The sequence below is a fragment of the Microbulbifer mixtoriginis (SeqCode) genome (assembly GCF_052468275.1).
This window is the reverse complement of record NZ_CP174341.1, coordinates 4,614,260-4,627,663: the sequence shown is the minus strand read 5'-3', so window position 1 is coordinate 4,627,663 and position 13,404 is coordinate 4,614,260. Positions and strand designations below refer to the sequence as shown.

The 13,404-nt window shown below is 54.1% G+C and carries 14 protein-coding genes; 10 read left to right on the top strand and 4 right to left on the bottom strand.

What is annotated here, in order from left to right; all coding sequences use genetic code 11:
- Positions 1-25: 25 nt before the first annotated feature.
- Positions 26-1,699: an aminotransferase class V-fold PLP-dependent enzyme gene (locus ACJJIC_RS20205; protein ID WP_444908761.1), complete on the bottom strand. Its 1,674-nt coding sequence runs from the start codon at positions 1,697-1,699 to the stop codon at positions 26-28.
- Between the two features lie 186 nt (positions 1,700-1,885).
- Between ACJJIC_RS20205 and ACJJIC_RS20200 the strand changes: the two genes are divergently transcribed.
- Positions 1,886-2,362: an Lrp/AsnC family transcriptional regulator gene (locus tag ACJJIC_RS20200; protein WP_444883841.1), complete on the top strand. Its 477-nt coding sequence runs from the start codon at positions 1,886-1,888 to the stop codon at positions 2,360-2,362.
- Between the two features lie 4 nt (positions 2,363-2,366).
- Here ACJJIC_RS20200 and ACJJIC_RS20195 read toward each other — a convergent pair whose 3' ends face one another.
- The 3 genes from ACJJIC_RS20195 to ACJJIC_RS20185 all read right to left on the bottom strand — a co-directional run bounded on the left by ACJJIC_RS20195 (position 2,367) and on the right by ACJJIC_RS20185 (position 4,252).
- Positions 2,367-3,077: a DUF2238 domain-containing protein gene (locus ACJJIC_RS20195; protein WP_444908762.1), complete on the bottom strand. Its 711-nt coding sequence runs from the start codon at positions 3,075-3,077 to the stop codon at positions 2,367-2,369.
- Positions 3,078-3,174: 97 nt separating this feature from the next.
- Positions 3,175-3,747 (bottom strand): tRNA-(ms[2]io[6]A)-hydroxylase, encoded by a 573-nt coding sequence (locus tag ACJJIC_RS20190; RefSeq protein ID WP_444910997.1) that lies wholly within the window; start codon positions 3,745-3,747, stop codon positions 3,175-3,177.
- A gap of 76 nt (positions 3,748-3,823) precedes the next feature.
- Entirely contained in the window at positions 3,824-4,252 is a 429-nt protein-coding gene (locus tag ACJJIC_RS20185) for an acyl-CoA thioesterase (RefSeq protein WP_252084662.1), read from the bottom strand.
- Positions 4,253-4,732: 480 nt separating this feature from the next.
- On the opposite strand from ACJJIC_RS20185, the gene fabV reads away from it, so the two are divergent.
- The 9 genes from fabV to ACJJIC_RS20140 all read left to right on the top strand — a co-directional run bounded on the left by fabV (position 4,733) and on the right by ACJJIC_RS20140 (position 13,386).
- Entirely contained in the window at positions 4,733-5,911 is a 1,179-nt protein-coding gene (gene fabV / locus ACJJIC_RS20180; protein WP_444908763.1) for an enoyl-ACP reductase FabV, read from the top strand.
- Between the two features lie 185 nt (positions 5,912-6,096).
- Positions 6,097-7,140, top strand: a complete 1,044-nt coding sequence (locus ACJJIC_RS20175; protein ID WP_445357741.1) for an NADP(H)-dependent aldo-keto reductase — start codon at positions 6,097-6,099, stop codon at positions 7,138-7,140.
- A 73-nt stretch (positions 7,141-7,213) separates the two neighbouring features.
- Entirely contained in the window at positions 7,214-7,447 is a 234-nt protein-coding gene (locus tag ACJJIC_RS20170; RefSeq protein ID WP_252084665.1) for a DUF2789 family protein, read from the top strand.
- A 112-nt stretch (positions 7,448-7,559) separates the two neighbouring features.
- Positions 7,560-8,525 (top strand): LpxL/LpxP family Kdo(2)-lipid IV(A) lauroyl/palmitoleoyl acyltransferase, encoded by a 966-nt coding sequence (gene lpxL / locus ACJJIC_RS20165; protein WP_444908765.1) that lies wholly within the window; start codon positions 7,560-7,562, stop codon positions 8,523-8,525.
- A gap of 92 nt (positions 8,526-8,617) precedes the next feature.
- Positions 8,618-9,493, top strand: coding sequence for a 4-hydroxy-tetrahydrodipicolinate synthase (gene dapA, locus ACJJIC_RS20160; protein WP_444908766.1), 876 nt, complete (start codon positions 8,618-8,620; stop codon positions 9,491-9,493).
- Positions 9,494-9,527: 34 nt separating this feature from the next.
- Positions 9,528-10,721 (top strand): NlpB/DapX family lipoprotein, encoded by a 1,194-nt coding sequence (locus ACJJIC_RS20155; RefSeq protein WP_252084668.1) that lies wholly within the window; start codon positions 9,528-9,530, stop codon positions 10,719-10,721.
- A 2-nt stretch (positions 10,722-10,723) separates the two neighbouring features.
- Positions 10,724-11,497, top strand: a complete 774-nt coding sequence (locus tag ACJJIC_RS20150) for an MBL fold metallo-hydrolase (protein ID WP_444883845.1) — start codon at positions 10,724-10,726, stop codon at positions 11,495-11,497.
- Positions 11,498-11,603: 106 nt separating this feature from the next.
- Entirely contained in the window at positions 11,604-12,428 is an 825-nt protein-coding gene (locus ACJJIC_RS20145) for a sulfite exporter TauE/SafE family protein (RefSeq protein ID WP_252084670.1), read from the top strand.
- Between the two features lie 133 nt (positions 12,429-12,561).
- Positions 12,562-13,386, top strand: a complete 825-nt coding sequence (locus ACJJIC_RS20140) for a sulfite exporter TauE/SafE family protein (RefSeq protein WP_444908768.1) — start codon at positions 12,562-12,564, stop codon at positions 13,384-13,386.
- The last annotated feature ends 18 nt before the right edge of the window (positions 13,387-13,404 follow it).

Sequence of the window (13,404 nt, the reverse complement as noted above, 5' to 3'; positions counted from 1 at the left end):
TCATTGAAGCTCTGGAGTTGCGGCCTCAGAGTGCCAACGCTGCCTCCCTGGGGCTGGTGAACCAGCGCAGTACTTCGGCATCTGCAGGTAGTGTTAATTCGCAGTAATGCGCCTCCGGCCGAGCTCGGCATAGCTCCTCCTCCGCGATAGCAAGGTAGTCGCTCAGGTTCCTTAGCGGTTGAGGCTCCTCTTCTTCGCTTATTGCCCCTACGAAAAAATCCATCTCTGCCAAGCTGACAACTGGGCCGAGTTTTTCTTGCTGGAAGCGCCAGACTCCTTGAACCGTGTCGAAGGCGTAATAGGGCAGCAGCCTCCAGCCGTGCTGTGCGACCAGGGCAACTGCCTCTAGCAAGTATTCAAAGGTGTCTTCGTCGATAAAATAATTGAAATTCAGGCGCACCCAGCCGGGTCGTAGTAGTTTTTGCCCCTTTAGAATCTGTTCTTCCAGAGCGCGGCTGTGCCCCATATCGATGCCGAGCAGTGCGTGCCCATAGGGGCCGGCACAGGAGCAGCCACCGCGGGCCTGGATACCAAACAGATCATTGAGCAGTGCCACAACAAAACCGTAGTGCAAGTCCTTGCCCTGCCAGAGAATACGCAGTGCAGCGATGGAAAGGCGAGGTGCCTGCAGGTTACCGAGAATTTCGATATTTTCTTCACGGGACCAGCGCTGCAGCGCTCGGTTGATAAACTGCTCTTCGCGTCTGGCAATTTCTTCTGTGCCCACCATCCCCTGCAGTTTGAAGACCATGCCGGCGCGAATAGACTCAACAATGGCGGGTGTGCCGCCCTCCTCACAGCGCTCCGGGTCCTCCAGGTAGCGGTGATCTTGCGGGGTGACATAGAGTACTGTGCCTCCGCCGGGAGTCGCCGGTACAGAGTTTTTTAACAGCCGCTCGTGTACCACCAGAATACCGGGGCTACCCGGCCCGCCGACGAATTTGTGCGGTGAAATAAAGACCGCATCTTTATTTGCCTTGTCCCCGTTGTCCCCAACTGCACACATGTCGATCCCCACATAGGGCGCGGCAGCCGCATAGTCCCAGAAGGACAGAGCGCCGTAGCGGTGTAGCAGTTGGGTGACGGCCGCTACGTCGGTTTTAATGCCGGTTACATTGGAGGCAGCGGAAAAACTGCCAATCTTCACGGGTCGCTCGGCGTAAGTGTGCAACATGGACTCCAGACCGTTTAGATCCAGCCCGCCTTGGCGATTCAGGGGAATAGAAACCAGTTCGGCGATGCTTTCCCGCCAGGGCAATTCATTGGAATGGTGCTCGTAGGGTCCGATAAAAACCACCGGCCGTTGTTGCGGAGGGATTTGCTCCAGTAGCTGGTGTCGCTTATCCAGGTCAGCCGGCAGACGCAAGTTAAGGATATCAATCAGCTTGTTGATCGCAGCGGTGGCGCCAGAGCCACAAAAAATGATCTTGTGTTCGGGGCTTGCATTGACCGCACGGCGAATTTCTTCCCGCGCTTCCTCGCGCAGCGCACTAATCTGGGCACCGGTAAAGGAACTCTCGCTGTGGGTATTGGCGTAGTAGGGCAGTACCTGCTGACGGATGGCATCTTCGATAAACGTCAATGAACGACCGGAAGCGGTGTAATCGGCATAAACCAAAGGCCTCGGTCCAAAAGGAGTCGGAATCGGTGTGCGATCGCCGATAACAGATTCACGGATGTGCTTGATAAGAGTGGTCATGATTCTCTTCCCTGTTTTATAGGGGCACTCTAGGGCTTTGGGAGTGAAACAATGTGCCTATTTATGTGGTTTTTCAGCTCATTACCGAAGTTTTGTGCCGTAATTTTAAGCTTTTAGATTCTTTGTGTTGAATTCTGAAGGTTAAGTGAGACGATGGGCCATTTGATGGCCAGAGTGGGGACAGGTATGGCAGCGGCACTTAACCGGCAGGACAAACAAATTCTCGAGTTATTGCAGCGGGATGCGACTCTCTCTGTGGGGGATATTGCCGAGCAGGTGGGGCTATCAAAATCCGCCTGTTGGCGGCGTATTAACAAGCTGGAGGAGGAGGGCGTGATTGCCGAACGGGTGACACTGCTGAACCCGCAGAAACTCAATCTGCCACTGACCGTATATATTTCCATTCGAACCAATCAGCACAATGATCATTGGGCTGCTCAGTTCGGTGAGTTGGTGCAAGGCATCGCCGAGATATTGGAGGTGCACCGTATGAGTGGGGACCTTGATTACCTGATCAAGGCGGTGGTTACCGATATGCCGGGTTACGACCGCCTTTATAAGGCGCTGATCAAAGCTGACCTATTCGATGTCAGTTCCAGTTTTGTGATGGAGACCATGAAACAGACTACCCGCCTGCCACTGACTTACGCAGGGACAGGCTGAAGGATTAATGGCTGTGCCGGTTGCGCCACCATTGCAGGAGTTTGGCTTCTCCTCTGGCCCTGTCCCCTTCAGGAACCCGCATACTACTGCGTATTTCTTTCCAAGTATTGGAGTTCAGCCACAGGTTTAGGGCCAGTACAATCAACATAGCGACTATGGCGCCTAGGCCCGCCAGCAACATATCCTTCTGCGCATCCCAAATATCCCCCTGTGAACCGAGAAAGGCGATGCCCAATTCCGGGGAAACTGTGCGCGCCGCTTGCCACTCGATAATTTCATAAATGGAGGACAGGGCGAAGGTGACATCTACCGGGAAGAAGTAAGCCCAAAAACCGCGCAAGCCGGCGAGGCGGATCAATATCTCTCGTACCGGGTAGGCCAGTAATAAGCCAAAACTAAAATGCACCAACCGGTCGTACATATTGCGCTCGCTGCCGAGCCACTCTCCCATGGAGAAACCGAATGGTACCTCCGCGTAGGTGTAGTGGGAGCCGATGACATGCAGGCACATAAACAGGGTGATTAGCGTGTAGGAAACCCTGGATAGAGGAAATACCCGGGCGCTGAGCAAAATAACGGGAAGGGCTGCAAAGACCAGATAGTTTTCCAGCAACCAGTCATCCGGATGTAGGGGCTGCCAGGCGGACCAACCCCAAGTAAAGGCGAAAACGCTTAGTAGTACCAAGCGGTACCAGTGTTGGCGAAGGGTGGACATAACTGCAGAAACCCCATTACAGACAAGGTATATCCGCGCCAGCATACACGATTGCTTATCTCCGTGGGTTGTATCGGATTACTCCCTCCATCCCTGACTAGTGCAGAGCCGCACGGTAGGGCAGTGCCTCAGTGATTCGCGCTTCCTCATCCAGTAGATGGCAAAGGCGGTTCTCGACTGTATGGCTAGGAAAGTATTCCAGTGCCAACTCTAAAAACAGTTCATGGTGGCGGGCTTCGCTCTCAGTGATTACCCGATAAAAAGTTTTCAGCGGCCCCTCTGGTAGTACTTCGGCCACCAGGCCAAAGCGCTCGCAACCGCGCGCCTCAATAATGGCTGCGGTGAGCAAGCGATCCATCAAGTATTCATCAGGGCCGCGGCGGATTAACTGGCGCAGGGCGTGGATATAGGGATCTTTCTCGTCCGCTGCTTGGTAGATACCTCGCTCGTGCATAATTTTGATGACCTGACGAAAATGGTTCATTTCCTCTAATGCCAGGTTCACCATGGCTTCCACCAACAGAGGTTTGTCCGGGTAGTGGGAGAACATGGAGACGGCCATGCCAGAGGCCTTCTTTTCGGCTGCGGCGTGATCCTGTAGAAAACGATTGAAATCTTTGAGCACTACCTCTGCCCAGGCCCTCGGAGTTTTAAAGCGTAGTTGCAACATGGTGGATAACGGCAGTGACAAAATGGTCATTATACCGCCATCCACAGGAATAGCTTTCTGGGGATTAAAGAGCGCTTTAACCGGCCAATCGACGCTCGCGAAGCTCCCGCTCACGCCGCGTAGCGATACGTGCCTGCTCAAGGGTCATCCCGGCCTTGGCGTGAGGAGTGGGTTTGCCGTTGGCATCCAGTGCCACGAAAACAATCTGTTCCACCTGCACAATCAGTTGTTGGGTCTGCTTGTTGCGCACTTCGCAGTGAACGGTCAGGGAGGTCTGACCAATACCAACCACTTCAAAGCCGAATTCCACGACATCGCCGCAGCAGGCTGAACTAACAAAGTCAATTTCTGACATCAGCTTGGTGACCAGCATGGGCGTGCCCATTTGACAGCCAGCAAAAATGGCGGCTTCTTCATCAATCCAGGCGAGCAGCTGACCGCCAAACAGGCGCTGTGCGGGATTCAGATCGCAGGGTTTGACGCAGTGACGGGAGTAATATTTCACGCTGACCTTCCTAACTTACTTTGGGTTTAACGCTCGACGGGTAAGTAATTGCGCAGTGACTATTCGGATTGGATGCTTCCAGTATTCAAACCGATAGCTTTCGCATATGGAGTGTTCTGCACACAGCGTGCCAAGCCTGAGAAAGTCTAGCTGAGCTTTTCAGGTGGAATGCGTGCCATAACAAGAGATTTAAGCCGTATATCCGGCATGAAATTAATCCTGATGGGCAAAAATAGTGCAAAAAGTCACTTTAGGGGTGTTTGGCCACTTTGGCCGCTATTGGGGAGGTTCTGGACAGTGAGGCTGTTTGAAGGGAAAAGGGGCTATGGGACTCCTAGGCCACAACCATTAGAATGACCTATCAGTGTGACTCAGGCGTCGATGCGCAGGGTTTGCAGCACCGTTTTCCCCGATGCGTGTTCCGCGTATCTGTGATCACATAACCACGATTCCCCAAGTGCATAGGGAGAGACTGTTAGGATGATTATCCAGCCGAAAGTTCGCGGATTCATTTGTACCAATGCCCACCCGCAGGGCTGTGCTGCCAACGTGCGTGAGCAGATTGACTACATCAAGTCGCAGCCAGTGATCGAAAATGGTCCAAAGCGTGTCTTGGTCGTGGGTGCTTCCACCGGTTACGGATTGGCCTCGCGGATTACTGCCGCCTTTGGCAGTGGCGCCGATACCTTGGGGGTGTTTTTCGAGAAACCGCCCACGGAGAAGCGCACAGCCTCTGCTGGTTACTATAACTCCGCAGCTTTTGAGGCCGAGGCGCATAAGGCCGGCCTTTATGCTAAGAGTATCAATGGCGATGCCTTTTCCGACACGGTAAAAGCCCAGGCTGTTGAAATGATTAAAGAGGACTTGGGGCAAGTAGACCTCGTGGTCTACAGTCTCGCCTCACCTCGCCGTACAGATCCCAAGACCGGTGAACTCTACAGCTCCGTATTAAAGCCCATCGGTGAATCCTATACCGCCAAAAACCTGAATACCGACAAACTGGAAATTTCCGATATCACTGTCGACCCCGCCAGCGAAGAAGAGATTGCCAACACCGTGAAGGTGATGGGCGGTGAGGACTGGGAACTATGGATGCAGGCCCTGGGCGAAGCTGGGGTTCTGGCCGATAACTGCAAGACGGTGGCTTACACCTATATCGGTGAAAAGCTCACCTGGCCGATTTATGGCCACGCCACCATCGGCAAGGCCAAGGAAGACCTGGATCGCGCCGCCAAGGCGATTACCGAGAGCGGTAAGGCAAACGCTAATGTTGCGGTGCTCAAGGCTCTGGTTACCCAGTCCAGCTCCGCGATCCCGGTAATGCCGCTCTATATCTCCCTAGTCTACAAGGTGATGAAAGAAGAGGGCACTCACGAGGGCTGTATTGAGCAGTTGTATCGTCTTTACACCGAAGGGCTCTATACCGATACGCCGCGCCTCGATGAAGAGAACCGCCTGCGTATGGATGATAAAGAGCTGCGCCCGGAGACCCAAGCTAAGATTGAAAACCTGTGGCCTCAGGTAACGGCGGAAAACTTGTTTGAGTTGACTGATTACAACGGTTATCAGGCGGATTTTCTCAAGCTGTTTGGTTTTGGCTCTGAGAGTGTTGACTATGAGGCGGATACCAGCCCATTGGTAGAGGCGGAGTTTCGTTGATTTTTGCGGGGCTCAAGTTGGAGCCCCTATTGACGGGGAGTAGTGTCGCTACTCCCCTTTATTTTGCCTCAGCGTTAAGGTCTGCATGGCATTTTCTCTTATTCCCTAATTACTTCTTCACTTCCCTGTTTTCTACCTGCAGCAAGGGGGCATAATTCCCATTTTGTTTTTGCGGGGAGGACTTCATGGAATACCGCCAGCTCGGTACCAGCAATCTCAAAGTGAGCCAGATCTGCCTGGGCACCATGACTTTTGGTGAGCAAAATAGCGCCGATGATGCCTCCGAACAGCTGAATTATGCCCTCGAGCAAGGGGTGAATTTTATTGATTGCGCCGAAATGTACCCGGTGCCACCTCGGCCAGAGACCCAGGGGCGGACGGAAGAGTTTATCGGCAGGTGGCTCTCGGCCCGCGGTGGGCGCGACAAGGTGATTATCGCCACCAAGGTAGCTGGGCGTGGGGAGGCAAACTCCGGCGTTGGGCATCTGCGCTCGGGCCCGCGGCTGAACCGTGCGCAGATATTGGAGGCCTGTGACCACTCCCTCAAACGGCTGGCTACCGATTATATCGACCTATACCAGGTGCACTGGCCCGAGCGCCTGACCAATTTTTTCGGCCGTCTCGGCTATCAGCACGGAGGGGATGATGGCATCGCTATTGCCGAGACTCTCGATGCCTTGGAGGAGCTGGTCAAGGCGGGTAAGGTGCGCCACATTGGCATTTCCAATGAGACCCCTTGGGGTATACATGAGTATCTTAGGGAGTCGGTGATTTTGGGCAAGCCGCGCATCGTCTCGATCCAAAATCCCTACAACCTATTGAATCGCACTTTTGAGATTGGTTGTGCCGAGATGTCCCTGCGCGAGCGATGTGGATTATTGGCTTACTCGCCACTGGCCTTTGGGGTCCTCTCCGGGAAGTATCTGGGAGGGGAAAAGCCCGTCGGCGCACGCTTGACACTATATGATCGCTTCCAGCGCTATACGGGGGGGCGCACTGGTGCAGCTACCGAGGCCTATGTGAAATTGGCGCGTCAATTTAATCTAAACCCTGCGCAGATGGCCCTGGCCTTCGTCAATCAGCAACCGTTTGTGACCTCTAATATTATCGGCGCCACAACCATGGAGCAGTTGCGCCAAAATATTGCCAGCCTTGATTTGAAGCTCGATGAGGAAGTGCTGGCCGCAATTGAGGCAATCCACAGCGAAAACCCTAACCCGGCACCTTAGTGCGCGGGTGGAGATATCTATAATTGGGAGAGAAAATTGCGTAACCGGTAAGGGAAAACTTTAGGGAGCTTTTATGGAGACCACCGGGCATCACACTCTTAATGATTTGTTCGCCCAGCTCGGGCTGGCTTCAGAGGATGCGGAAATACACGAGTTTCTGATCACTCATTACCTGCATCGGCATGAGAAATTGTCCGCAGCATCTTTCTGGACCGAGGGGCAGCGACAATTTCTCGAGAGTGCCATAGAAGAAGATTCTGACTGGTGCGTCGCAGTCGATGAGCTGGACTCACTGCTGCGTCATTAATCCGCCGTGTCACTGGCCAGTTGTCCACCCCTGCGCCGTATCCCATAGGTTATACTACGCCGAATTCAACCGATTAAGCCGGGGGAACTCCCCGGCCGCGTAGCGATACCCGATGGAAAAACCTCGTTTTCGAGCGGCCCTGCTGCACCCCCGATACTGGCCGACCTGGTTGTTGTTCGGTCTCTGGTTCCTGGTGGCTCAACTGCCCTATCGCTGGCAGCTGGCAATGGGACGCAGTTTTGGCCGAGCAATGCTCAGAATGGCCAAGAGCCGCCGTACCATAGCCGAGCGCAACCTGGCCCTGTGTTTTCCCGAGCTCGGTGATACCGAGCGGGCAAACTTACTTATCCGCAATTTTGAATCCAGTGGCATCGCGTTAATGGAAACCGGTATGGCCTGGTTTCGCTCAGCGCGCTGGTTGCGAAAGCGATGTACTTTCGAGGGCCTTGAGCAGTTACAGGAAATTCAGTCTCAGGGGCAGGGTGTGTTGTTGATGGCCATGCACTTCACCACTCTGGAGATGGGGGCGGCCCTGATGGGTATGAGTATTACCCTGGATGGCATGTACCGGCCCCATAAAAATCCGGTTTACGACTATATGCAACGCAAAGGACGCGAGCGACATACTGGCGGTGGCAGCGTTTATCAGCGTAAGGATGTGCGTGGAGTATTGCGCGCCCTGCAACATGGTCGGGCGGTCTGGTATGCTCCGGATCAGGATTATGGGATTAAGCAGGGTGTTTTTGCGCCTTTGTTTGGTGTGCCTGCAGCGACCGTCACAGGGACTTCGCGATTTGCCCGTGTGGGGCGGGCTAGGGTTGTGCCTTACGTGCTTACCCGCCTGGATGACAATTCCGGTTATCGCCTCAAAGTGTACGATCCCATCGATGAAATTCCTTCCGGTGATGAACTACAGGACGCGATTCTGGTCAACCGCTTCATCGAAGCGCGTATCCGCGAGGCGCCCGAGCAGTATATGTGGGTTCACCGCCGCTTTAAGACCCGTCCAGAGGGCGCAACCAATGTCTATGAAGGTGTGCGCAAGAAGAAAAAGAAGCGCAGGAAGGTAGCGAGCTAGTGGCACTGGCATAGATTCTGCGCCCTAAGTAACATACCAGTTCGACTTTGGCGGTGCTATTCCAGGCCGAGCGCAATAAATAAGGAGAGAGGATGTTTACCGGCAGTATGGTGGCCCTGGTCACCCCAATGTTTGCAGACGGAAGCTTGGACTGGGACAGTTTGCGTAACCTAGTTGACTGGCATATTGAACAGGGTACACGTGCACTGGTGGCCGTGGGTACCACAGGAGAGTCCGCGACCCTCGACGTTAATGAGCATGTTGAGATTATCCGTCGGGTTGTGGATCAGGTCGCGGGGCGTATTCCGGTAATTGCCGGTACTGGCGCCAACTCTACCGCCGAGGCGATCGATCTAACTGAAGGTGCCGCCCGCTGTGGTGCCGATGCCTGTCTGTTGGTGACGCCCTATTACAACAAGCCGAGCCAAGAAGGTTTATATCAACATCACCGCGCTATCGCCAAGGCTGTGCCGATTCCTCAGATTCTATACAACGTGCCTGGTCGCACTGCCGTCGATATGTTGCCAGAGACAGTTCAGCGCCTGGCATCAATTGGTAATATCGTTGGGATTAAAGAGGCCACCGGTGACCTGGAGCGCGCTAAAGTTTTATTGGATACCTTGCCAGAGGGCTTTGCACTCTACTCCGGAGATGATAGTACTGCCATGGAACTGATGTTGATGGGCGGCCAGGGTAATATCAGTGTCACTGCCAATGTGGCCCCAGCGGCAGTGGCTCAGATGTGTGAGGCCGCACTGGCTGGAGACGCCGTGATTGCCCGGGCAATAGACCAGCGTATTCAAATATTGCACAAAGTTTTGTTTTTGGAGTCCAACCCGATACCGGTGAAGTGGGCTTTGCGGGAGATGGGCCGTATTGATGGTGGCATCCGCCTGCCGCTGACCAGTCTCTCGCCCGAGCATCATGCTACAGTGCGCGAGGCTCTTCGCAGTGCCGGCGTACTATAAACCTGCGAATCGTGAATTAACCAGGAAAGCTTTAATGAACAAATTGACCGTTGGAGTCGCGCTTTGTATTTCTAGTCTCAGCCTGGCGGGTTGTGGTGTGTTCGGCAACGATGGCTATTTTCGCGATCGCAGTAACGATTACCAGCAGGCGGACAGCCTGGCGCCGCTGCAGATTCCAGAGGGTATCAACGCCAAACACCAGGAAGAACTCTACGAGATTCCACAGATCGCCGGAAATGGCTTAGAGGATGGGGACTTTGAAGTGCCGCGTCCACAGGCACTATCGGTCAATGCGGGGCTGGAGCGGGTAAAAATTCAGAAGCTGGGCAACAGCCGCTGGGTATTGATTTCCCAACCCCCCGAAGAGGTTTGGCCCCAGCTGCACTATTTCCTGCGCACTTCCGGGCTGACCGTGGAGATGTCTGACGCCAGTGCCGGTATTATGGAAACCGCCTGGATGACATTTAACGAGAGCCCCGATACTAAGGATAAATATCGCCTGCAGATAGAGACTGGTGTTCAGCCGGACACCACTGAGGTCCACGTGCGCCACTTATCTGTTGCGGTGGATGCTCCTGTGGGGGGAACGGTCAACTGGCCGCAACTCTCAAGCAGCCCGGAGCGCGAGGGCTGGATGATCGATGAGATGTCCACTGCCCTGGCCACAGATGCCTCCGGAGCCTCGGCCTCTCTGGTGGCCCAGGCCATAGGTGGTAGCTCTGTAAAGGTACAACTGCGTGAACCCGTAGGTCACGAACCCTATATTTCCATGGGGCTCGAGATGGAACGTGCTTGGGCTACCGTTGCCCACGCTGTGAATGCCGGCGCCTATCGCTTGCATCGCGAGGATTCCGATATCGGTCTTTTCTACGTTACCTACGATGAAGAGCGCGAGTTGGCGGAGAGTGAAGAGGATGATGGTGGTTGGTTCTCCTGGGGTAAGAAGTCCAAGCAGGACGATGAGCTGGCCGAAAATGCTGACCAGATAACCCTGCAGCAGATCCTTGCCGGTATCGATACCTCTGAGGGTAGTGAGCCTGCGCTGTTCAAGGAAATCAAAGGCTTGGGTGTCGGCTCAATTCCTGAGGGCGGCTTCCCCGGCTACTTAATTGTGATTCGGGGTGGTGACGATGAGATCGAAGTGCGTATCCGCGATACCCGCGGTCAGCCTCTCTCGCGCAACAAGGCCTCCCAGCTACTGCTCTCTATTCAGCAGAACCTGATTTAATAATGGGTCTGCGCTTCGCCTCACTGGGAAGCGGCAGTAAAGGAAACGGTACATTGGTCGCCAGTGGCGACCAATGTCTGTTAGTGGACTGCGGCTTTACCATCAAGGAAACCGAGCGACGTATGTCTCGGCTCGGTATGTCTCCGGCTGACCTCGCTGCGATACTGGTAACCCACGAGCACAGCGACCATCTCTCCGGTGTCGCTCCGCTTGCGCGCAAGTATGGCCTGCCGATTTACCTGACTCCTGGGACTCTTCGCGCCCGTGATATCGGCAAGTTACCACAGGTGCACTTGATCGAAGGGCATCAGCCTTTCCTGATTGGGGATATTCAGGTGACACCTGTCGCCGTGCCGCACGATGCCAGAGAAGCTGCACAGTATGTATTCCGCAGCCGAGGCAGTAGTTTGGGCTTATTGACCGACCTGGGCACAGTAACGCCCCATGTGGAATCCCATTTTGCAGGTTGCGATGCACTGGTTCTGGAAGCCAACCACGATCCACAGATGCTGGCCCAGGGGCCCTATCCCCCCTCTCTGAAACGGCGTGTAGGTGGTGCCTATGGGCACCTGAGTAACCAGCAGGCTGCGGGATTTTTACAGCGTGTGGGTTATGAGCAGCTGCAGCATCTGGTGGTCGCCCATATCAGCGAAAAAAACAATACTCTCGAACTTGCTCGTTCGGCTCTGGCAGAAATGGTGGAGAGTGTCGAGAACTGCATTTTTGCCTGTCAGCAGGAAGGGTTTGACTGGCTCACCGTTGAAGCCCGAGAGTAATCGGCACTCGGGTGCCACCTAAATTTCCTCTCAAAAAATAGTGATAACTCACAGGCCCAAGGGCGCTGCGGTCAGTGCTAGCGGTTGTTTAAAGGATAGAGACTGGATGGAAACCTTACTTATTTACTTGTTAGTGGGGGCTGCGGCAGGGACTATTGCCGGCCTCTTTGGGGTGGGTGGTGGTTTAATTATCGTGCCGGCCCTAGTGCTGGTTTTTACTGCCATGGGTATCTCCCCGGATATCCTTACTCATATGGCGGTGGGGACATCTCTCGCAACCATCATCATTACTTCTATCAGCTCAGTGCGCGCACATAATAAAAAAGGTGCGGTGGACTGGCGCTTGTTTGGAATGATGACTCCGGGGATTCTTATTGGCTCCTGGCTTGGCGGAATGACAGCAGATTGGTTGTCTGGGGCCTGGTTACAGCTGTTAATCGGTGTCTTTGCCATCGTTATTGCCATTCGCATGTGGCTGAGTGGCTTGCGGCACAGTGGGGCGGAAGAGGGTGCCGGTATTTTACCAGCAGCCCCCATATTAGCTGGCGCAGGTGCAGTGATTGGTTGGGTTTCGGCAATCTTTGGTATTGGTGGTGGTTCGCTCACCGTGCCATTTCTGTCCCGTTGCAAGGTGCGGATGCAGAGAGCCGTTGCTACATCCGCAGCTTGCGGTTTGCCCATCGCCATTGCGGGAGCTCTCAGCTTTGCGGTGCAGGGTTGGGGCAACACTCTACTGCCAGGCTGGAGCAGTGGATTTATCTACTGGCCTGCCTTTTTGGGGATTGTTGCGACCAGTACGATCTTCGCGCGCTTCGGCGCTAATCTGGCCCACCGTCTACCGGCAAAGTGGTTGAAACATGGATTTGCAGTGTTGCTCTGCGTTATCGGTGGACGTTTCATTTGGCTGAATAGCGGCTTACTGGCTCTGTGAGGTAAGGTTGCTCAGGTCATATTGATCTGAGCTTTTGGCAAAGCGCAGTTAGGGGGTGAGTGCTTTGTACCTTCTCTGTTGCCCACAACCCATCCTAGTCCCACAGGGGTGACTAAACTGAAGCAACATGGAAATGTTGCTTGTTTATTTATTACTCGGTGCTGTTGCAGGTACCGCGGCAGGCCTCTTGGGGATTGGTGGGGGGCTGATCATTGTTCCTGCTCTGGTGCTGATCTTTTCCGCGACGGGTATTTCTCCCGAAGTGCTGACCCATATGGCTGTGGGTACTTCTCTAGCAACCATTGTTATTACTTCAATAAGTTCGGTGTGGGCTCACAATGCTAAGGGCGCCGTCGACTGGCATCTATTTTGGATTATGACTCCTGGGATACTTGTGGGATCTTGGTTGGGCGGCGTGACTGCGGACCTATTGCCTGGAGCCTGGCTACAACTCCTGATTGGTGTCTTCGCCATAATTATGGCTGTGCGTATGGGCGTGAGTGGCTTGCGCGCAGCCTCCCAGAAGGAGAGTGATGACCGCTTACCTGGCTCACTCCCGCTGATTTGTTCGGGGGGGGTAATTGGTTGGCTCGCGGCCATTTTTGGTATTGGCGGGGGGGCGCTGATTGTTCCCTATCTGTCGCACTTTGCTGTCAAAATGCAGCGGGCAGTGGGTACCTCAGCGGCTTTTGGTTTGCCTATTGCCATCTCTGGTTCGCTGAGCTTTGTTGTTCAGGGGTGGGGTAATAAGTTATTGCCGGACTGGAGCAGTGGTTACATCTATTGGCCGGCTTTTTTAGGGATTGTTCTTACCAGCGTGCTCTTTGCCAAGCTTGGGGCTAACCTGGCGCATAAGATATCTGCCAAGCGATTGAAACTTTGCTTTGCCTTATTGCTCTGCATTATCGGCATTCGATTTATTTGGCAGAACTTCAATTTATTAATTGGGCTGAGCTAAAGCTACTGACTGCGTATT